Source organism: Vibrio fujianensis (assembly GCF_002749895.1).
Classification (GTDB): domain Bacteria; phylum Pseudomonadota; class Gammaproteobacteria; order Enterobacterales; family Vibrionaceae; genus Vibrio; species Vibrio fujianensis.
Map to the genome: position 1 here is coordinate 457,960 of NZ_NBUS01000043.1, position 18,812 is coordinate 476,771.

An 18,812-nucleotide genomic window follows, 5' to 3' on the forward strand; every position below is an offset into this window, starting at 1 on the left:
CAAGCTTATCCAAATCTCCCTCAAATTCATCACGCAATTTCATGTTGACAATACTCATCAACATAATGGGATCCATACTGGCAAAGTTATTGAGATTCATTTTTAGTCCTCAAAATCAGAAATCAGTAGGTTTGCCGCTGCGAATGCGGCTTTTTCTCGGGTCTCTTTCGGTAAAGAGGTATCGGCTGCAACTTCATTGAGTGCTCGAATAGCGCAGGAAATGGCTTGTGGGATATAGGCTTGATCGCCACTGCCAATCTGTGCGTAGAGTTCGCGCACTAAGTCACAACAAGCATAAACTTGCATGGTTTGTTCCTATTTTTATCAATGATAACTGTTCTCGATAATACACAGAGAGCAACAGAAACACAAAACTCTCACCTTGCGTTGGCACAACGTAATGACAGGATGAGCGGGCTATAAGCCGCCTCTGTTCTTTTATCGAGAGGAAAATAGGGTAAATGGTTAAAGATAAATAAAAAGGCTGCGACAAAGCAGCCTTTAGAAGTAACCACAAGGAAATTAAACCAATTGTGCTTGAATAAAGCTGACAATATTGGCCATCGGCACGGCGGATTTTTCACCACTACGACGATGTTTATATTCAAAGTTACCTTCATCCATACTGCGATCACCAATAATGATCGTGTGAGGAATACCAATTAGCTCCATATCTGAGAACATCACACCTGGGCGTTCTTTACGATCGTCAAACAGAACATCAATACCGGCTGCAGTTAGTTCAGCGTATAATTTTTCTGCTGCTGCTTGAACGCGTTCAGATTTGTGCATATTCATTGGTACGATGGCCACTTGGAAAGGAGCAATGGCGTCAGGCCAGATGATGCCGTATTTATCGTTGTTTTGCTCGATAGCCGAAGCCACCACACGTGAGACACCAATACCGTAACATCCCATCTCTAAAATCGTGTGTTTACCATTGGAGTCGAGTACACCACAGTTCATTTTCTCAGAATAGTTGGTACCCAGTTGGAAGATATGACCGACTTCGATACCTCGCTTAAGCTGTAAAGTTCCTTTTCCACATGGGCTCGGATCGCCTTCCACGACATTACGCAAATCTTTCACTTTATCTAGCTCAACATCACGGCCCCAGTTGATACCAAAGTAGTGTTTTCCATCAATGTTTGCGCCAGCAGCAAAATCACTCATCACCGCGACACTACGATCGACGATAAAGGGTAATTCAAGGCCAACAGGACCAAGCGAACCAGGGCCAGCACCAATCAGAGCACGGATTTCTTCTTCATTTGCCATTTCAAGCGGTGAAGCCACTTCAGGAAGATTTTCTGCTTTAATTTCGTTCAGTTCATGATCGCCACGAATGATCAGGGCAATAATAGGTGCTTCAATGTCATCAGACGCTTTCACAAACAGCGTTTTAACGGTTTTTTCGATAGGCAGGCCGTGTTGCTCAACCAATTCTGCTATGGTTTTTGCATTCGGCGTGTCAACCAGTGTCATCGTTTGAGTTGGCGCAGCACGTTCAACTGCTGGGGCAACGGCTTCTGCTTTTTCAATGTTTGCTGCGTAATCTGACTCGGTCGAAAAGGCAATAATATCTTCGCCGCTTTCTGCCAGTACGTGGAATTCATGTGAACCATTACCACCGATAGCGCCGGTATCGGCTAATACTGGACGGTAATCAAGCCCCATGCGATCAAATGCTTTACAGTAAGCTTGGTGCATGGCTTGGTAAGATTTTTCTAATCCGGCTTTGTCGATGTCGAAGCTGTAAGCATCCATCATACAAAATTCACGAGCACGCATGACACCAAAACGAGGGCGGCGTTCATCACGAAATTTAGTCTGGATCTGATATAAGTTGAGAGGTAGCTGTTTATAAGAGCTCACCTCATTACGCACCAAGTTAGTGATTACTTCCTCAGCCGTCGGGCTAAGTACAAACGGACGAACATGGCGGTCAGTAAAGCGAAGTAGCTCGGGGCCCATTTTTTCAGAGCGACCAGTTTCTTCCCATAGTTCAAAGGGTTGAACTACGGGCATCAGGGTTTCAATAGCACCGGCATGGTCGATCTCTTGGCGAACAATATTTTCGACTTTACGCAAGACGCGCAGACCTGTAGGTAGCCAAGTATAAAGACCTGAAGCTAGCTTACGGATCATACCTGCACGTAGCATGAGCTGATGGCTCACAACTTCTGCGTCGTTTGGAGTCTCCTTCAGAGTAGAAAGAAGATATTTACTGGTACGCATTTAGGTATCCGTTCATTAAAAGTTTAAAGGGTTACCACCGTGTGGGTGATAAAAAATACATGAGTCGCTAATAATATCAGTCAAACGCTCATGTCAAAAGCGTTCTATGGCTGTGACTGTCACTAACTGCTCATTAACGGTGAATTTTACGTTAAGGTCGTACAAATTTACCGCATATTCTCGTGGATCAGGACGATTTTTCTTATAAGCCGGGCGGGGATCTTGAGCTAACACTTCGGCAATCACCGATTGTTGAACTTGTCCTTGCGGTAACTTTTGTAGCGTTGTCAGGGCTGATGAGCTAAATCGCACTTCGCTACGGTTTGGTTCATCTTCTGCGTAACCGCCTGTTGCATCTGGGATTGAATCGGAATAGGGCAGATAGGGCTTAATATCGATAATGGGTGTGCCGTTAACCAGATCGACACTACCGAGTTGTAAGTATATTTGCTCGCCCTCTTTTTCTACCCCTTGTAGCGTAACGGCGGACATGCCAATTCCATTAGGACGAAAGGTGGAGCGAGAAGCCAGTACGCCGATGCGTTCATTGCCACCTAAACGAGGGGGGCGCACGGTGGGTTTCCAGCCTGCAGAAAGATTTTTATCAAATAAGAACAGTAACCAGAGGTGGCTAAATTGTTCAATCCCTCTGATGGCTTCAAAGCAATTTAGCTCGCCAAGTAATTTGACTCGAGCTGTCGCACTGGGAACCAGACGAGGCTGGCGCGGAACGGTAAATTTTTCTTGGTAAGGACTTTCTATTATTGCGATGGGGTCAAGGTTGTACATTATCGTGATATTCGGCAAAAAACAGAGCCAACAAAATATCACAGTCTTAAGCATAAATCGCTTGCAAAATATATGATAATGATTCCTAATTGTGTTGTTATAACATAACATTTTTTTGGAGGGGTAACTATGAAACAAGGGATTCATCCCGAATATCGGCCTGTAGTATTCCACGATACAAGCGTTGATCACTATTTTGTGATTGGTTCGACCTTGAAAACGGATAAGACAATCGAATTTGAAGGAGAAATCTATCCTTATTTTACGATTGAAGTGTCATCACAGTCACATCCATTTTACACCGGCAAACAGAGAGTCATTCAAAAAGAAGGACGCGTTGCCAACTTCAATCGTCGATTTTCTCGTTTTAGTGAATAAGGAAAAAAAGTGAAAGTATTAAGTTCGTTAAAGAGTGCAAAATTACGTCATCCGGATTGTCAAATTGTCAAAAGACGGGGGCGCTTGTACGTGATTTGTAAAACTAATCCGCGTTTTAAAGCGGTGCAGCGATAGAGGGGCATGCGGATAAAATCGCCGTATTATTATCCGCTGAGCACTAAAGGGAAGGACATGTCGTGCTTCCCTAGTTCATTTAGCGTCGTTTGGTTAGCCACCGGTCGAGATGGTTGGCAAACTCACGTCGTTCAGTTTGCGAAAGTGCACTGGGCCCGCCTGTTTGAATACCACTTGAGCGCATGGTATCGAGAAAGTCACGTATATTTAAACGTGCTTTGATGGTTTCTGTCGTGAAAAGCTCACCCCTTGGGCTTAACGCGAGCGCCCCTTTACTGATCACTTCATCGGCCAATGGAATATCTGATGTAATGACCAGATCATGGGGCGCAACACGCTTAACTATTTCATTATCGGCAATATCGAATCCTGCTGGTACTTGTAGCACAAAGATATTGGCGCGTTTCGGTAAAGGAATAAGATGGTTTGCCACAAAAGTACATTCCACACCAGTGCGCTCTGCCGCTCGAATTAATGTTTCTCGAATCACTTTCGGGCAAGCATCGGCATCAACCCAAATTCTCATACGGATTCCTTATTCAGTAAGGCGATTTCCAGCTTTTCCACACGGGTAATGAGCGCGAGAACGGTTTGTTCTAGTTCTTGAATTCGTTGTTGAGCGTCATTTTTGGGGGTGGCAATTTCTATTTTGGGGACTCGCTGACTATTTTTCCAGCTTTTGATGGCTGCAATTATCGCTGGCATTGGAACACTCGAAGATAACCGTGCTTTCACTAAGGCGACGGTGGGTTGTTTCCCTTGCTGCTGTAACTGAGTCAGTACCGTGGTTAACTCATGAGTGGCGTCTTGGGTGAGCATAATGGCTCCTTATATTTGATCCTCGCTCATCTTACTGATAAATCGTGGTTAGCAAAAGAGGGATTGTCATGTAAGAGATCGCTCACAAAGCCTGTGAGAGAAGAGCGTTTTTTGACGAGTTTTTATGGGATTTTATCATTAACCTATTGAATTTATTTATTTTTAATTGATGGTTGTGATGTGGGGTGAGTATTAATCTCTTGTTTGGGGGATTGTAAAAGAAGCGAAAAGAGGTAGATTATGTCTTGTCGATAGGAACATGACAGGGAATGGGAAAGATTCACGGAAGAGCACTTCAGGATGAATACGGCAAGCAAGGATCGTTGCTGTCAGGAACGATGGACAAATAAGGATATGACCATTAACAAGAGGTTAATGGGCATGGATAGCTAGGATCCTCGGGATGAGGTAGGGATACCATCAGGATGATGGAAGGACACCGCTCAAGGAACAAGTGATGAAAGCTGATCGGGATAGATTGGCAAAACGGATTGTAAGGACACCGCCAAGGTGGCGAAGCAGAGGATTGGGTTGCTGGATTCAACCACTATTAAGGATGATGCAGGGAGCAACCATTTAGTGGCAGGATCGCTACGAGTAAGACTTAAGCCCCGATACGTTCGTGTCGGGGCTTTTCTTAGTCTTTTCTAAGAGCGTGCTCTGTTTGAAACGCTCATCAAGTAAATAAATAGAATAATAACTTGATGTGGTGAAAACCTTGTTAAGATCAATACAACACCGTCAGCATTGGTTTACCTTCTCGCTCACCTTTTCAGGTTAACCTTGAAGCGGTGAGTGAGTTCTAAAATATCTGCAAACAAAGGATTGTCAGTGACGATAGTGACACGTAGAACATTAATTGTTCCCTATACCGATGCGTTTGAATCTGACTTTTTAATGCTCAACTGCTGTGTGAAAAATCGCGCGCAAATGAATGGCCCGAAGACGGTAGCATCGGCTCGGCAGCTCTTTCAGCGTATTTTACATGATGAGCATTTATATGCCATGGCCGTGTTAGATAACTATAACCGAGAGTATATGGGGCATATGTATATTGAAATCTATGATGAGTATGCCGAACTCGGTTTTTTATTTGATAAGTCTTATTGGGGACAAGGGCTAGCCAGTGAAGCATTGAGCGCTTTTTTCCCCAATATCTGTCAACGATTAAACTTGAGACAGGTGATGTCAATAGTGAATGCTGAACATGCTTCAGCGATTGCCATCTTACATAAGTTGGGCTTTCAGCATCAACATACTCAGGAAGAGATGTTTGGTCATTTCCATCAGTATCAATGGTTAACCCCAGAACAAGAATGATGAGCTAGGCTATATTCTATACGGTGGAAGCTGAATGTTTACCGGACGAAAACCAGCCATTATAAGCTCTCCTTGGTAGTAATCGTCCCCCAGTGCCGAAAATTCAAAATAATAGATCGTATACCAGCGCCAGCCTTTATCTGGGGCTTTCCATTTGTGTTGGCCGAAAGAGACACTCAGCAGTTGTAATTCTAGGTTGGAACAGTGACGAGTAATGTGCCGTTTGGCTATCTCAGCTTGGCGGCGTTGTTGCCAAAATGCAAAGCAGATCAGGCTGAGTAAAAGGATATAAATGAGGTTACTCGTCATGAATGCTTTTTCCTTAGTTTATGAGGATTGTTTTGTTGAACGTTGTAACTGGAGCAGCGCTTTGGCTAATTCAGGTGATGGGCTGGTATGCAGCAAAGGCAATAACACCATGCGTAGTTCCGGTAACATGACTAAATCGGCAAAGAGCCGGTTAAACAGCGTTTGATTCTCCGTTTGTACTAAGCGAAGTAAAAAACGTTGAGCGCGGCCACTCTCTCTCAGTGTTGACCAAGCTCGTCCAGCAAGACCAATTAATACCTCTTGATGGCAATAATCAGGTGTGGCGAGGATAGCATCGGTCAATTTAGCTAAATAATTTGGTGTTGCACCTGAAAGGGCACGTACTAAGGCTGAGAGCAAAAAGAGATCCGTTTGTGAGCTGGACATTTGCTGGTTGGCCATCTCGTACAGTTTACTGGCAATGTTATCGGGAATGTTGACATGTTCAAGCACCCCAAGCAGAGCATACAGTGGTGAGCTGGGGAGGTGGTCAAGGGCTTTGCGAATGAATACACTATTATTTTGTTGTCTTAAACGAGCGCCGATGTCACTGATGCCTTGCAGACCGACGGTTTGCCAATTTTCCCAGCCAAGCCCTCCGGAAAAATAGTGTTGCGCATGTTCATAATATTGGCTAGTGGGCAAATGAAGTTGGGCTCGAATTTGGCTATGTAACACGGCCATTTTTTCTTCGGTTGGTTGAAACGTGTAGGGGTTATTGGCTAATTTTTGCTGCTGTTCTTCAGTGAGCGTTTGTTGTAAGCGAGAGCCCATCGCTTCGATCACATACTGGATAAACTGATTTATCTCAGCTTGAATGAGTAATCCTCGCTCATCGAGTGGAAATTTCGTGAACCAGATCCACGGTTGCTGATGCTCATTCCAATACACAATGGCTAAATGAGCTTGACGTTGTAAAGGGTAAGGATAGGGCTGCTGGCCTTGTTCAATTTTTTGAAATTGTTTTGCTTCGATTGGCTGAATTCTCCGGCCAAGATCAAACACAAGGTATTGGCAGCCACTTTGCTTAAGCAGCGTCGTAAGGGGATGGATAGGTTGCATAGAGATTAATTTGATCCTAACTTTTTGTCATGAATAGATGGTATCATCTGCCGCTAATTCAAGGCTAGCGATGTAAAACTTCATGACTCATCTAATTCCTTTCTCCGCTTTATTAACCGCATTGGAAAAAGAGCTTAAAGCGGCGGCTCTCTGGCAACATCAGAAACCAAAGGTGCACTATTTACAGAGTAAAGAACCCTTTTCATTGGACATTTTACATCCTCATGAGTGGTTACAATGGATTTTTTTACCGCGTATGCAGCAGTTATTGGCAGATAACGCCCCATTACCGCAAGGCTTTTTACTCACTCCCTATTTTGTTGAAGTGTGGCAAGAACAACCACAATATCAAGCCATATTAAATGTATTACATCAGATAGATAAGGCAGTGGCATCATGCTAGAGATCATTTATCAAGATGATTACTTGGTGGCGGTTAATAAACCCGCTGGAATGTTAGTGCATCGCTCTTGGTTGGATAAACATGAAACACAATTTGTCATGCAGATGTTGCGTGATCAAATCGGTCAGCATGTCTATCCTCTGCATCGTCTAGATAGACCAACATCGGGTGTGTTGGTTTTTGCTTTATCGAGTGAAACCGCGGCCATGATGATGCCGATGTTTGCTGAGCATAAAATGGAAAAAACTTACCATGCTCTTGTTCGGGGCTGGATTGAACAAGGTGGAGTATTAGATTACCCGTTGAAACAAGAACTGGATAAAATCGCTGATAAATTTGCTAAGCAGGATAAAGCGCCTCAGTCAGCGATTACTGCCTATCAGCCGATTGCTAAAGTAGAAGTGCCGTATTCAACGGGGGCTTTTCCAACCACGCGCTACTGTCTCATGGAACTAAAACCACAAACTGGGCGTAAACATCAGTTACGTCGCCATATGGCACATTTGCGCCATCCGATTGTCGGGGATACCACGCATGGAGATGGAAAACATAATCGTTTGTATCGACAGCAATATCAAATTCAACGTTTGATGTTGCATGCGAGTGAACTCAGCTTTATTCATCCTTATACTGAGCAACCGTTAATACTCACAGCCTCTTTTGATGAGCATTGGCAACGACTGTTTAGTTTATTTGCTTGGCAAAATCCAATACAAAAAGGCCTTCTCGAATAAGAAGGCCTGAGTATTATTTCGCTAAATAGGCTTCAATGGCCCTTTGAATACCGGGGCCATCCAAGCCTAATTCCGTATGCAGCTCTTCTTGGGTGCCTTGGGCGATAAATTGATCGGGCAAACCGAGGTGAAGTACTGGTTTGACGAGTTTTTGACTCATTAAAAACTCAACCACACCGGTTCCTGCTCCACCAGCGATGACATTTTCTTCTAGGGTAACCAAAACATCGTGAGAGTTTGCTAACTCTATAATCAAGGATTCATCAAGTGGTTTAACAAATCGCATATCGGCTACAGTGGCATTTAGTTCGGCAGCGGCGTCTAATGCATAAGGAAGTAGTGTGCCAAAGCTAAGGATGGCGACTTTTTCACCATGACGCATGATTCGCCCTTTACCTAATTCTAATGCGGAAAAGGTTTGATCAATCGAGACGCCCATACCATGACCTCGAGGATAACGCACTGCGCTAGGGCCTTGGTGTAAATGGCCGGTATAGAGCATTTGCCGACACTCATTTTCGTCAGCAGGCACCATGATCAACATATTTGGAATACAGCGCATAAAGCTGAGATCAAACGCTCCTTGGTGAGTTTGACCATCAGCACCGACTAAACCTGCACGATCAATGGCAAACATGATAGGTAAGTTCATGATGGCGACATCATGAATGAGCTGATCATAAGCGCGTTGTAAGAAGGTGGAGTAAATAGCGACAATCGGATGGTGTCCCCCGATCGCCATACCCGTTGCGAGTGTGACCGCATGTTGCTCAGCAATCGCGACATCAAAATATTGTTGTGGATATTCTTTGGAAAAACGAACCATGCCCGAGCCTTCTCGCATGGCTGGGGTTATCGCCATCAACTTAGGATCTTGTGCCGCCATATCACATAGAAAATCACCAAAAATTTTTGAAAAAGTAGGTTGATTATTTGTGCTTTTTGGCAAGCTAGTGTGGCGTAAATCAAATTTAGGCACTCCATGATAACCAATAGGATCTTTCTCTGCTGGCTCATAACCTTTGCCTTTTTTGGTCATGACGTGTAAAAACTGAGGGCCTTTAAGGTCACGCATATTTTTAATGGTTTTGATCAACTCAAGAACGTCGTGTCCGTCGATAGGGCCAATGTAGTTAAAGCCCAATTCTTCAAATAAAGTACCGGGCACAACCATTCCTTTTAAGTGTTCTTCAGTACGGCGAACAAGTTCTTTAATTGGCGGGATACCCGACAAGACTTTTTTGCCACCTTCACGAATCGAAGTGTAAAGGCTGCCTGATAAAACTTGGGCAAGATGGTTGTTGAGCGCACCAACATTTTCAGAGATAGACATTTCATTATCATTGAGAATAACGAGCATATCGGGATTGACGTCACCGGCATGATTCATGGCTTCAAACGCCATTCCGGCCGTAATCGCACCATCACCAATAACGCTCACCACCTTACGATTATTGCCTTCTTTTTCTGCGCAGATCGCCATTCCAAGAGCGGCACTGATTGAGGTTGAAGAGTGCCCAACCGATAAGGTGTCATATTCACTCTCCTCCCGCCAGGGGAAAGGGTGGAGCCCATCCTTTTGACGAATAGTCGACATTTGCTCGCGTCGCCCGGTGAGGATTTTATGTGGATAAGCTTGGTGTCCAACATCCCAAATTAAGTGATCAAAAGGTGTTTGATAAACATAATGCAATGCGACGGTGAGTTCAACGGTGCCTAAGCCCGAAGCAAGATGACCACTTGAACGACTGACGGAGTTGAGTAAATAGGTGCGTAGTTCCTCACACAGTTTTGGGAGAACTTCTTTTGGCAGACTTCGTAACTCATCAGGAGTATTTGCGAGAGCCAGTGTCGGATATTTTGAGATATCAAGAGTCATAGTTATGCGCGCTTATAGTGTTAGTTTTTGCGCTCGATGACGTATCGGGCGAACGCTTCAAGGTGCTCGGTATTATAAGGAATTGTCCGTAACGCTTCGAGCGCTTCTTCAAACAGAGCCTGAGCTTTATTGATGGCACCTTGTAATCCCAGTAAAGCAGGATAGGTACTTTTATTCAATTGTTGATCGGAGCCTTGCGGTTTCCCTAGCGTTTGTGTATCACTGATGATATCTAAAATATCATCTTGTACTTGAAAGGCGAGGCCAATTGCAGCAGCATAGCGATCTAACTGCGGTAAGACCTCTAATCCGGCTTGACCTGCAGCCAATGCTCCCATTTGGACCGCACAGCGCATTAAGGCTCCAGTTTTATGATGATGAATCGCTTCTAGATTTTGTAAACTGATATGCTGATTTTCTGCCGCTAAATCTAATGCTTGACCCAAACACATGCCTTGTGCTCCGGATGCTTGAGCCAGAATTTGAATCATTTTAATACGATGACTTTCGGCTAAAGTCGCAAGAGGCCCTTCAGATAAAATGGTAAAAGCCAATGTTTGTAATGCGTCACCAGTTAAAATTGCCGTCGATTCATCGAATTTAATATGACAAGTGGCTTGACCTCGACGCAGTTCATCATCATCCATGGCGGGTAAGTCGTCATGAATGAGTGAATAAGCATGGATGCATTCCACGGCGCAAGCGGGGGTATCTAAATCGGATAATTCACGACCTAGCATCTGTCCAGTGATATACACCAGATAAGGTCTGGCCCGCTTACCTCCGAGCAATAGGCCATAACGCATCGCTTCGATCAAAGGAAGATGTTGGTAGGGTAAACGATTTAACCATTTATCCAGTTGCTGGTTGTTTCTCTGCTGAAGAGAAGAAAGCGCCTCAATCATAGAACACTCATCAAATTTTAGTTATTCAGGCAAGTCAGTAAAATCAGTCAGTGGTGCATCGTCACTGTTACGGAGCAAAATACTTACCCGCTGTTCTGCTTCGTCGAGCTTTGTCTGGCCACTACGGGCAAGTGCAATACCGCGCTCAAATTTTTTTAGGGCTTCATCTAATGCAATGTCACCACTTTCTAGCTGTTCAACGAGATTATCTAGCTCTTCAATGGTCGCCTCAAAGGACATATTTTCAGGTTTTTTACTCGCCATAATCATTTTGCCTTAGAAAAGATGCACGAAAGTTACCCTAGGGCGTGGAAATGGTCAAATTTAACCAAGTAAATCGGTAGAAGTGGCGCACTTTTTCTTTTTAAAACCGTTTTTGTCCACAGTAAGCGATTGAGTATATCGATCCCATTTGGGTATTGTCACCACTGTGCGATCACACGTAAAAAAGAAAAATAGGTAAAAAATGATGGAATTGTTATGCTCACTTGGGGATAACAGACTTTAAGTATAAACTTACCGATAATTTAGTTAAAGATTTTACTCCTTCGCCGATAAAGAGAATAATCAGAAAAACGCGAATGACAAGCATGAGGAGCGCTTCGTGGATTTAGCAACGCTGATAGGCCTGATTGGTGGCTTAGCTTTCGTCGTTATGGCAATGTTTGTGGGTGGCAGCCTGATCATGTTCGTTGATGTCACTTCGATCCTGATTGTTATTGGGGGAACAACGTTTGTTGTCTTAATCAAATTTACGGCTGGGCAGTTTTTTGGTGCAGCTAAAATTGCCGCTAAAGCCTTTATGTTTAAAATTGAAGATCCAGAAGAACTGATCGCCAAAATTGTGGAAATGGCAGATGCTGCTCGTAAAGGTGGATTTTTAGCGTTGGAAGAAATGGAAATTTCCAATTCATTTATGCAAAAAGGGATCGATTTATTAGTCGATGGGCATGATGCTGATGTGGTTCGTGCGGCATTACAAAAAGATATTATGCTCACCGATGAACGACATGAAATGGGAACAGGCGTGTTTCGCGCATTTGGTGATGTTGCCCCAGCAATGGGCATGATCGGGACCTTGATTGGCTTGGTTGCCATGCTTTCTAACATGGATGATCCCAAATCAATTGGTCCGGCAATGGCGGTGGCTTTATTAACGACATTATATGGCGCGATCATGGCCAATATGATCTTCTTTCCTATCTCTGATAAGTTGGCCTTACGTCGTGGACAAGAAACATTAAACCGTCGGCTTATTATGGATGGTGTGCTGGCGATTCAAGACGGTCAAAACCCGCGGGTCATTGATGGTTATTTGAAAAATTACTTAAATGAAAGTAAACGCTCGCTTGATGTCGATAACGAATAAGCGGAGTGAATAATGGATGAGCAAAAATGTAAATGTCCACCACCTGGCGCTCCTGCGTGGTTAGGAACCTTTGCTGATTTGATGTCACTGCTACTGTGCTTTTTCGTACTACTGCTTTCTTTTTCTGAAATGGATGTACTGAAATTTAAGCAAATTGCTGGCTCAATGAAGTTTGCATTTGGGGTACAAAACCGATTGGAAGTGAAAGATATCCCGAAAGGTACCAGTGTTATTGCGCAAGAGTTTCGTCCAGGCCGGCCAGAACCCACACCGATCGATATCATTATGCAACAAACGATTGATATTACTCAGCAAACCTTAGAGTTTCACGAGGGGGATTCTGATCGTGCTGGCGGAACACAGCGGGATTACGGTCAATTAACGGGCGGCGAAACACCGGAAACTTCTACCCAAAGTAACCAAGATAGTGATTTGGACCAGCAACAACAGCAAGCGCAGCAGTCTCAAGAAGTAATGGCTGAAGAGTTAGAAATTATTTCTGAAAATATCAAAAAAGCCTTACAAAGAGAAATTGAGCAAGGAGCGGTCGAAGTAGAAAATCTCGGTCAGCAAATTGTCATCCGCATTCGTGAACGTGGGGCATTCCCTGAAGGATCTGCGTTTTTACAGCCTAAATTTCGTCCTTTAGTCCGGCAGATTGCGGAGTTAGTCAAAGATGTACCTGGCATTGTGCAAGTCTCCGGCCATACAGATAATCAACGTTTAGAATCAGAACTCTATCGCTCTAATTGGGACTTGTCTGCCCAGCGGGCTGTTTCTGTTGCGCAAGAAATGGAAAACGTACAAGGGTTTGATCATATGCGATTAAAAGTTCAAGGCTTAGCAGATACGGCTCCGGTTGGCCCTAATGATACTGAAGCTCAGCGTTCTCGTAATCGCCGAGTGGAAATTAGCATTATGCAAGGTAAGCCTTTGTACAGTGAAGAAGTTCCTTCGCTTCCTCAATCGTAAGTGTTGTGCGACCCCTTTTATTGGTTGCGGGCAAGCTGAGTGGCTTGCCTGTTTTCTATTCTTTTCTCTCTAAGCCTAGATCGTGTATAATCCGCCCCCTTTAGTAACGCCAGTGATGGAGTGTATCCAGACACTGCGCGCTAATGTTGTCCAAATCCTGATTGCGAATCACCCTATGAAATTTATCGTTAAGCCCCATCCTGAAATTTTTGTTAAAAGTGAATCTGTCCGTAAGCGTTTTACTAAGATTCTTGAAACTAATATTCGCAACATTATTAAGCGGCGAACCGAAGGGGTGGTCGTGCTGAATCGTCGCGACCATATTGAAGTCACAGCGAATAACGATGATTTCTACGCACAAACGTTGGAGGTATTAACCACCACGCCGGGCATCCAACAAGTTTTAGAGGTCAAACAGTCACACTTTAAAGATATACATGATATTTATTTACAAGTCTTAGCACAAAGCGGTCATCTGATTGAAAATAAAACCTTTGTTGTGCGAGCAAAGCGTCGAGGAGAGCATGATTTTTCTTCGATCGAGCTTGAACGTTATGTTGGTGGTGGTTTAAACCAAGCTGTGGAATCGGCCAAGGTTAAGCTAAAAAAACCAGAGGTTACCATTCAGATAGAAGTGGCTGATGATTTACTCAATCAAGTGATTACTCGTTATAAAGGACTGGGGGGATTTCCTCTGGGCACTCAAGAAGATGTATTGAGTCTCATCTCTGGTGGATTTGATTCCGGTGTCTCTAGTTATCTTCACATTAAACGAGGCTCTAAAGTCCATTACTGTTTCTTTAATCTAGGTGGGCCTGCCCATGAAGTTGGAGTAAAACAGGTGGCGCACTATTTATGGAATAAATATGGCTCCTCTGCCAAAGTGCGTTTTATATCGGTTGATTTTGAACCAGTTGTGGCGGAGATTTTAGAAAAGATCGAGGATGGCCAGATGGGAGTCATCCTTAAGCGAATGTTTATGCGTGCCGCCGGGATGATTGCTGAAAAACTGGGAATTCAAGCGCTGGTCACGGGGGAAGCATTAGGACAGGTATCAAGCCAAACGTTGACCAACCTACGTCATATTGATGGGGTAACAGATACTCTGATTTTACGTCCGCTCATTAACTGGGATAAAGGCGATATTATTGATCTGGCGCGTGAGATCGGGACAGAAGATTTTGCGAAAACCATGCCAGAATATTGTGGTGTGATTTCCAAAAGCCCAACCGTTAAGGCAGTAAAAGCTAAATTAGAACAAGAAGAAGCGAAGTTCGACTTTTCTATTCTTGAGCAAGTGGTTTATAACGCTCGTCAAATGGATATCCGTGATATTGAGAAAGAAAGTCAGCAACAAGCGTTGGAAGTAGAGCAAGTTGACGCTGTACAAAACGATGCGGTTGTACTCGATATTCGGAGTCCGGATGAAGAAGAAGACAAACCATTACGTATCGATGGTGTGGTAGTAATGCACTTGCCTTTTTATAAACTGGCAACACAGTTTGGTGATCTTGATCAAACTAAGACTTATTTATTGTATTGCGAACGAGGTGTGATGAGTCGATTACAAGCGTTGTATTTACAAGAACAAGGTTTTCATAATGTAAAAGTTTATCGTCCGTAACGTCGTTTAACTCTAAGGCCTAGCCAAATGGTTAGGCTGAGTTATTCTCTATCTCTTCTTACACTGACTTTTCTTTCCCACATAAAAAAACACCGCTTTAAAGCGGTGCTAAATATTTGACAGACAGGTCAAAAATAAATACAGGAAGTATATGTTTTGTGGCAGGGGATAACTGCACAAAACAGGATGGTAGAAACTACCTAACTCGAATTCCGAGTTTGCAAACACAACATCGTAACAACAAAGCCTATTGATTCTCGAGAGAATCAAGCCGTTCAGGCTTGCGCTACGGGGTGAAATATAGATTTTCTCTGGCTGGTTAGCAATGGACAATTTATAATGTTTCAGATTAAAAAAACTAATCTACTATAGAGGGTTACCATGTCCAGAAGATTACCCCCGCTAAACTCGTTAAAAGTGTTTGAAGCGGCCGCGCGTCACTTGAGCTTTACTCGTGCAGCCGAAGAACTTTTTGTGACTCAGGCTGCTGTTAGCCATCAAATCAAAGCGTTGGAAGAGTTCCTTGGCTTAAAACTTTTTCGACGCCGTAATCGTTCTTTGTTACTAACTGAAGAAGGGCAAAGCTATTTTCTCGATATTAAAGATATTTTTGGCTCACTTGCGGAAGCAACGGATAAGTTATTAGAACGCAGTGAAAAAGGGGCTTTAACCATAAGTTTACCGCCTAGCTTTGCCATTCAATGGCTGGTGCCTCGTTTAGCTGATTTTAATCAACAAGAGCCAGATATTGATGTTCGAATCAAAGCGGTGGACATGGAAGAAGGGTCGTTAACTGATGACGTTGATGTCGCTATTTACTACGGGCGCGGTAATTGGCCTGGGCTGCGTGCTGATAAACTTTACCAGGAATTTTTAATACCACTTTGTTCCCCCGCTTTATTATTGGGCAGTAAACCATTAGCGACTTTGAGCGATTTAGCACAGCATACTTTACTGCATGACACCTCTCGTAAAGACTGGAAACAGTTTGCTAAAGAAAATGGTTTGGAGTCCGTGAATGTCAATCATGGGCCTATCTTTAGTCATTCAACGATGGTATTACAAGCCGCGGTGCATGGACAAGGTGTCGCCTTGGGTAATAATGTGCTTGCTCAGCCAGAATTAGAATCAGGGCGGTTGGTTGCCCCTTTTGATCAAGTGCTCATGACTAAAAATGCCTTTTATGTCGTTTGTCATGAAAAACAGGCGGATATGGGACGTATCGCAACCTTTCGTGACTGGATGCTTAATAAAGCACGCCGTGAGCAAGAAGTGATTTTAGAAGAAGTGACGACTTCTCGTGAGTGAGATTGTCTTTTCCGAGCGTTTATCATTGAGTGATTCGCTCAGTTTATTAGCGAGGTTTATGATGAGGAGTCAGTTTTTACTTATCATTGGTGGTTTTTTTTCTGGTGTAGCGGTCGCTTTGGGTGCTTTTGCCGCTCATGCACTGAAGGCGCAACTTTCGACCCATTTATTATCGGTGTTTCAAACGGGAGTGAATTATCAATTTATTCATGGTGCTGCTTTATTGATGTGTGGCGTTTTATTGCAATTGCCTTTGCACGATAAAGCTCGAAAACATTTTAGCCGAGCAGCAATTTGCTTTATTATCGGCATCCTTTGCTTTAGCGGTAGCCTTTATGCGTTAGCCTTGACGGGCGCAAAGTGGTTTGGTCCGATTACCCCATTGGGTGGGGTGTTGTTTTTATTTGGCTGGGGAATCTTTATCCTAGCTGCTATGAATATGAAAGAGGTGAAGCGGTGAAACACGTAATGCTCTACTGCCGTGCTGGTTTTGAAAAAGAGTGTGCTGGTGAAATTCAGGATAAAGCGAGCCAACTGGCAGTCTATGGCTTTCCTCGTTTAAAACATAACACTGGGTATGTTCTGTTTGAATGTTATCAAGCGGAAGATGCCGATAAATTGATTAAGCAGATCGACTTTCAGGCGCTTATTTTTGCGCGACAAATGTTTGCAGTGGTTGCTGAGTTTGTCGATTTGCCAAAAGATGACCGAATTTCTCCTATTGTTTCACAGCTGTCAGCCATTGAGTCGCTACCTCGGTGCGGGGATATTCGGATTGAAACGCCAGACACTAATGAAGCGAAAGCGTTATTGAAATTCTGCCGAAAATTTACGGTTCCTTTGCGTCAAGCCTTACGTGGAAAAGGATTTTTATTGGCTAAAGATAACGCTAAGAAACCCGTATTCCATGTCTGTTTTATCGCTCCTGGGCACTGTTACATGGGCTATTCTGACAGCCAGAATAATTCGCCTTTTTTTATGGGGATCCCGCGCTTAAAGTTTCCTGCTGATGCACCAAGTCGTTCAACCTTAAAATTGGAAGAAGCGTTCCACGTTTTTATTCCCAAAGAGGAGTGGGATACCCGTTTAGCATCAGGGATGTGGGCGGTCGATCTCGGCGCGTGTCCAGGAGGATGGACTTATCAATTGGTGAAACGGTCTATGTTTGTTCATGCGGTCGATAACGGTATGATGGCTGATAGCTTGATGGAAACTGGCCAAGTAAAACATCATATGCAAGATGGCTTTAAATTTGAGCCCCCTCGAAAAAATGTCACTTGGTTAGTCTGTGATATGATTGAAAAGCCTTCCCGCGTTGCCCAATTAATGGGGGAGTGGCTTATTAGTGGTTGGGCCAAAGAGGCAATATTTAATCTTAAATTGCCGATGAAAGGCCGCTATGATGAAGTCTTAGAAGATATTGAAAACTTAAAGTTATTTCTTAAAGAGCATCAAGTAAAGTTTAGGTTGCAGGCTAAGCATCTGTATCATGATAGAGAAGAGATCACCGTACACGTGCAAACGTTATCGAATATCACCCCTTACTAATTCTTGTTGTCGAGCTTACGTGTTCAGGGTTGAAAACGAATATCTTGCAAGTTAAATCCTAGCTCAATATCGGTTTTGAGCTGGGCAACTTGCTTGCATATTCTGGCCATTTCTATTTGTTCATCCAGCTTTTTTCGATATTTATCTGCGAGTTGGTCGCTGGCATAAGCCTCTTCAATGGTTGCAAATTGTTGTAGAATAGCCCTAGCAGCTTTAGGGCCAATCCCGGTAACGCCAGGTACTTGGCTCGAACTTATCCCAGTTAATCCCCAGAAATCTGCCAGTTGAGTTGGCCGCACACCAAATTCGTTGTCAATAAATGGAACGTCAAGCCAACGTTGTTGAAAGTAGTCTCGAATTTGTAATGTAGGTGACAGGAGTTGGCAATAGCCTTTATCGGTGGAAATGATAGTCACTTTTTCTTGATGACGAGCGACTTTGCAGGCGAGCGTCGCCACTAAATCATCAGCTTCGTCCCCATCAGAGAGTAATGAGTCAATCCCTAACTCCCACCACGCTTGTTGAATGGTGTCTAAACCTTCTTGCAGTGGTGTTGGCATCGGCTTGCGCCCTTGTTTATAGGTTGGTAGCAACTGGGCTCGCCATCCCCTGTCTTGTAAGTGGTGATCAAAGACAGCGATGATATGGGTCGGTGTTGATTCATCAATGATACGCTGCAGTGTTCGGCACGTGGTCGTCGCTGTTCGCATGATATCCGTGGGATCGGGTTGCGCTGAGTGCACGCGACGAATGAGGTTTAATGCATCAATTATCACAAGATGGAGAGACATAATCACAAATAATAAGGGCTGATAAGCCCTTATTGTAATGAAATAAAATGAGATGACTATCCCTGTTGTTTTATTTGCCGGTGTCAGCGCTTAAGTGGTAATACGATAACAAGGTTCATAAGCGGTGCCCCCAGGTAATTTCATTCGATGTTGCTGTACAAAATCAGCAAGCAATTTATCCATTTTCTTCATTAGCATCGGATCGCCATGCAGTTCAAATGGCCCTTTA

Annotated in this window: 23 protein-coding genes and 1 pseudogene; 11 read left to right on the forward strand and 13 right to left on the reverse strand. The window is 43.7% G+C overall.

Going from position 1 to position 18,812, the window contains the following annotated elements:
- From B7C60_RS19245 to tsaA, 4 genes and pseudogenes are all read right to left on the reverse strand, one after another.
- A pseudogene (locus B7C60_RS19245) lies at positions 1-100 on the reverse strand (DUF4250 family protein); the annotation flags it as partial.
- A 2-nt stretch (positions 101-102) separates the two neighbouring features.
- Complete coding sequence (locus B7C60_RS12910) at positions 103-306, reverse strand: YaeP family protein (RefSeq protein WP_099611991.1); 204 nt, start codon at positions 304-306, stop codon at positions 103-105.
- Between the two features lie 216 nt (positions 307-522).
- Positions 523-2,238: a proline--tRNA ligase gene (locus B7C60_RS12915; protein WP_099611992.1), complete on the reverse strand. Its 1,716-nt coding sequence runs from the start codon at positions 2,236-2,238 to the stop codon at positions 523-525.
- Between the two features lie 93 nt (positions 2,239-2,331).
- Positions 2,332-3,027 (reverse strand): tRNA (N6-threonylcarbamoyladenosine(37)-N6)-methyltransferase TrmO, encoded by a 696-nt coding sequence (gene tsaA / locus B7C60_RS12920; protein WP_099611993.1) that lies wholly within the window; start codon positions 3,025-3,027, stop codon positions 2,332-2,334.
- A 129-nt stretch (positions 3,028-3,156) separates the two neighbouring features.
- Between tsaA and B7C60_RS12925 the strand changes: the two genes are divergently transcribed.
- Both B7C60_RS12925 and ykgO read left to right on the forward strand, forming a co-directional pair.
- Positions 3,157-3,405, forward strand: coding sequence for a type B 50S ribosomal protein L31 (locus tag B7C60_RS12925; protein ID WP_099611994.1), 249 nt, complete (start codon positions 3,157-3,159; stop codon positions 3,403-3,405).
- A 9-nt stretch (positions 3,406-3,414) separates the two neighbouring features.
- Positions 3,415-3,540: a type B 50S ribosomal protein L36 gene (gene ykgO, locus B7C60_RS12930; protein ID WP_040904587.1), complete on the forward strand. Its 126-nt coding sequence runs from the start codon at positions 3,415-3,417 to the stop codon at positions 3,538-3,540.
- Between the two features lie 79 nt (positions 3,541-3,619).
- On the opposite strand, the gene B7C60_RS12935 is transcribed toward ykgO, so the two are convergent.
- Together B7C60_RS12935 and B7C60_RS12940 are read right to left on the reverse strand one after the other, a co-directional pair.
- Positions 3,620-4,066 (reverse strand): YaiI/YqxD family protein, encoded by a 447-nt coding sequence (locus B7C60_RS12935; protein ID WP_099611995.1) that lies wholly within the window; start codon positions 4,064-4,066, stop codon positions 3,620-3,622.
- Entirely contained in the window at positions 4,063-4,359 is a 297-nt protein-coding gene (locus B7C60_RS12940; protein ID WP_099611996.1) for a hypothetical protein, read from the reverse strand. Before B7C60_RS12940 ends, B7C60_RS12935 begins: the two co-directional genes overlap by 4 nt.
- A gap of 831 nt (positions 4,360-5,190) precedes the next feature.
- On the opposite strand from B7C60_RS12940, the gene B7C60_RS12945 reads away from it, so the two are divergent.
- Complete coding sequence (locus tag B7C60_RS12945) at positions 5,191-5,679, forward strand: GNAT family N-acetyltransferase (RefSeq protein WP_161427345.1); 489 nt, start codon at positions 5,191-5,193, stop codon at positions 5,677-5,679.
- A gap of 9 nt (positions 5,680-5,688) precedes the next feature.
- Here the strand turns inward: B7C60_RS12945 and B7C60_RS12950 are convergent, their stop codons facing one another.
- Positions 5,689-5,988: a DUF3301 domain-containing protein gene (locus B7C60_RS12950; RefSeq protein ID WP_099611997.1), complete on the reverse strand. Its 300-nt coding sequence runs from the start codon at positions 5,986-5,988 to the stop codon at positions 5,689-5,691.
- 18 nt (positions 5,989-6,006) lie between these two features.
- A complete protein-coding gene (locus B7C60_RS12955; protein WP_099611998.1) occupies positions 6,007-7,050 on the reverse strand; it encodes a DUF3549 family protein in 1,044 nt (347 codons plus the stop codon).
- 82 nt (positions 7,051-7,132) lie between these two features.
- Between B7C60_RS12955 and B7C60_RS12960 the strand changes: the two genes are divergently transcribed.
- Positions 7,133-7,453, forward strand: coding sequence for a YqcC family protein (locus tag B7C60_RS12960; protein WP_099611999.1), 321 nt, complete (start codon positions 7,133-7,135; stop codon positions 7,451-7,453).
- Positions 7,447-8,187, forward strand: a complete 741-nt coding sequence (gene truC / locus B7C60_RS12965) for a tRNA pseudouridine(65) synthase TruC (RefSeq protein ID WP_099612000.1) — start codon at positions 7,447-7,449, stop codon at positions 8,185-8,187. Before B7C60_RS12960 ends, truC begins: the two co-directional genes overlap by 7 nt.
- Positions 8,188-8,200: 13 nt before the next feature.
- Here truC and dxs read toward each other — a convergent pair whose 3' ends face one another.
- From dxs to xseB, 3 genes are read right to left on the reverse strand one after another with little or no spacing between them, the layout of a single operon-like run.
- A complete protein-coding gene (gene dxs, locus B7C60_RS12970; RefSeq protein WP_099612001.1) occupies positions 8,201-10,066 on the reverse strand; it encodes a 1-deoxy-D-xylulose-5-phosphate synthase in 1,866 nt (621 codons plus the stop codon).
- A 20-nt stretch (positions 10,067-10,086) separates the two neighbouring features.
- Positions 10,087-10,971 carry a (2E,6E)-farnesyl diphosphate synthase gene (gene ispA / locus B7C60_RS12975; protein ID WP_099612002.1) on the reverse strand — a complete coding sequence of 295 codons (885 nt, stop codon included), beginning with the start codon at positions 10,969-10,971 and terminating at the stop codon, positions 10,087-10,089.
- Between the two features lie 21 nt (positions 10,972-10,992).
- Complete coding sequence (xseB, locus tag B7C60_RS12980) at positions 10,993-11,235, reverse strand: exodeoxyribonuclease VII small subunit (protein ID WP_099612003.1); 243 nt, start codon at positions 11,233-11,235, stop codon at positions 10,993-10,995.
- Positions 11,236-11,575: 340 nt separating this feature from the next.
- Here xseB and pomA point away from each other — a divergent pair, with 340 nt between their 5' ends.
- The 6 genes from pomA to rlmM all read left to right on the forward strand — a co-directional run bounded on the left by pomA (position 11,576) and on the right by rlmM (position 17,792).
- A complete protein-coding gene (pomA, locus tag B7C60_RS12985; RefSeq protein WP_099612004.1) occupies positions 11,576-12,340 on the forward strand; it encodes a flagellar motor protein PomA in 765 nt (254 codons plus the stop codon).
- A 12-nt stretch (positions 12,341-12,352) separates the two neighbouring features.
- On the forward strand, positions 12,353-13,312 hold the full coding sequence (locus B7C60_RS12990) for a flagellar motor protein MotB (protein WP_202597781.1): 960 nt from the start codon (positions 12,353-12,355) through the stop codon (positions 13,310-13,312).
- A gap of 175 nt (positions 13,313-13,487) precedes the next feature.
- Positions 13,488-14,936 carry a tRNA uracil 4-sulfurtransferase ThiI gene (gene thiI, locus B7C60_RS12995; RefSeq protein WP_099612006.1) on the forward strand — a complete coding sequence of 483 codons (1,449 nt, stop codon included), beginning with the start codon at positions 13,488-13,490 and terminating at the stop codon, positions 14,934-14,936.
- A gap of 381 nt (positions 14,937-15,317) precedes the next feature.
- Positions 15,318-16,244 (forward strand): transcriptional regulator GcvA, encoded by a 927-nt coding sequence (locus B7C60_RS13000; protein WP_099612007.1) that lies wholly within the window; start codon positions 15,318-15,320, stop codon positions 16,242-16,244.
- Positions 16,245-16,305: 61 nt separating this feature from the next.
- Positions 16,306-16,704: a DUF423 domain-containing protein gene (locus B7C60_RS13005; protein ID WP_099612047.1), complete on the forward strand. Its 399-nt coding sequence runs from the start codon at positions 16,306-16,308 to the stop codon at positions 16,702-16,704.
- Positions 16,701-17,792: a 23S rRNA (cytidine(2498)-2'-O)-methyltransferase RlmM gene (gene rlmM / locus B7C60_RS13010; RefSeq protein WP_099612008.1), complete on the forward strand. Its 1,092-nt coding sequence runs from the start codon at positions 16,701-16,703 to the stop codon at positions 17,790-17,792. The genes B7C60_RS13005 and rlmM overlap by 4 nt, the downstream gene beginning before the upstream one ends.
- A 23-nt stretch (positions 17,793-17,815) precedes the next feature.
- Here the strand turns inward: rlmM and xni are convergent, their stop codons facing one another.
- Together xni and B7C60_RS19250 are read right to left on the reverse strand one after the other, a co-directional pair.
- On the reverse strand, positions 17,816-18,583 hold the full coding sequence (gene xni / locus B7C60_RS13015) for a flap endonuclease Xni (protein WP_099612009.1): 768 nt from the start codon (positions 18,581-18,583) through the stop codon (positions 17,816-17,818).
- A gap of 90 nt (positions 18,584-18,673) precedes the next feature.
- The coding region (locus B7C60_RS19250) for a pyrimidine/purine nucleotide monophosphate nucleosidase domain-containing protein (protein WP_245869401.1) at positions 18,674-18,812 on the reverse strand (139 nt) is incomplete at its 5' end.

What these genes read in the sequence shown, in the direction of transcription:
- B7C60_RS12910 (WP_099611991.1), bottom strand. Translation starts at nt 306, where the DNA reads ATGCAAGTTTATGCTTGTTGTGACTTAGTGCGCGAACTCTACGCACAG.
- B7C60_RS12915 (WP_099611992.1), bottom strand. Translation starts at nt 2,238, where the DNA reads ATGCGTACCAGTAAATATCTTCTTTCTACTCTGAAGGAGACTCCAAAC.
- tsaA (WP_099611993.1), bottom strand. Translation starts at nt 3,027, where the DNA reads ATGTACAACCTTGACCCCATCGCAATAATAGAAAGTCCTTACCAAGAA.
- B7C60_RS12925 (WP_099611994.1), top strand. Translation starts at nt 3,157, where the DNA reads ATGAAACAAGGGATTCATCCCGAATATCGGCCTGTAGTATTCCACGAT.
- B7C60_RS12935 (WP_099611995.1), bottom strand. Translation starts at nt 4,066, where the DNA reads ATGAGAATTTGGGTTGATGCCGATGCTTGCCCGAAAGTGATTCGAGAA.
- B7C60_RS12940 (WP_099611996.1), bottom strand. Translation starts at nt 4,359, where the DNA reads ATGCTCACCCAAGACGCCACTCATGAGTTAACCACGGTACTGACTCAG.
- B7C60_RS12950 (WP_099611997.1), bottom strand. Translation starts at nt 5,988, where the DNA reads ATGACGAGTAACCTCATTTATATCCTTTTACTCAGCCTGATCTGCTTT.
- B7C60_RS12955 (WP_099611998.1), bottom strand. Translation starts at nt 7,050, where the DNA reads ATGCAACCTATCCATCCCCTTACGACGCTGCTTAAGCAAAGTGGCTGC.
- B7C60_RS12960 (WP_099611999.1), top strand. Translation starts at nt 7,133, where the DNA reads ATGACTCATCTAATTCCTTTCTCCGCTTTATTAACCGCATTGGAAAAA.
- truC (WP_099612000.1), top strand. Translation starts at nt 7,447, where the DNA reads ATGCTAGAGATCATTTATCAAGATGATTACTTGGTGGCGGTTAATAAA.
- dxs (WP_099612001.1), bottom strand. Translation starts at nt 10,066, where the DNA reads ATGACTCTTGATATCTCAAAATATCCGACACTGGCTCTCGCAAATACT.
- ispA (WP_099612002.1), bottom strand. Translation starts at nt 10,971, where the DNA reads ATGATTGAGGCGCTTTCTTCTCTTCAGCAGAGAAACAACCAGCAACTG.
- xseB (WP_099612003.1), bottom strand. Translation starts at nt 11,235, where the DNA reads ATGGCGAGTAAAAAACCTGAAAATATGTCCTTTGAGGCGACCATTGAA.
- B7C60_RS12990 (WP_202597781.1), top strand. Translation starts at nt 12,353, where the DNA reads ATGGATGAGCAAAAATGTAAATGTCCACCACCTGGCGCTCCTGCGTGG.
- thiI (WP_099612006.1), top strand. Translation starts at nt 13,488, where the DNA reads ATGAAATTTATCGTTAAGCCCCATCCTGAAATTTTTGTTAAAAGTGAA.
- B7C60_RS13000 (WP_099612007.1), top strand. Translation starts at nt 15,318, where the DNA reads ATGTCCAGAAGATTACCCCCGCTAAACTCGTTAAAAGTGTTTGAAGCG.
- B7C60_RS13005 (WP_099612047.1), top strand. Translation starts at nt 16,306, where the DNA reads ATGAGGAGTCAGTTTTTACTTATCATTGGTGGTTTTTTTTCTGGTGTA.
- xni (WP_099612009.1), bottom strand. Translation starts at nt 18,583, where the DNA reads ATGTCTCTCCATCTTGTGATAATTGATGCATTAAACCTCATTCGTCGC.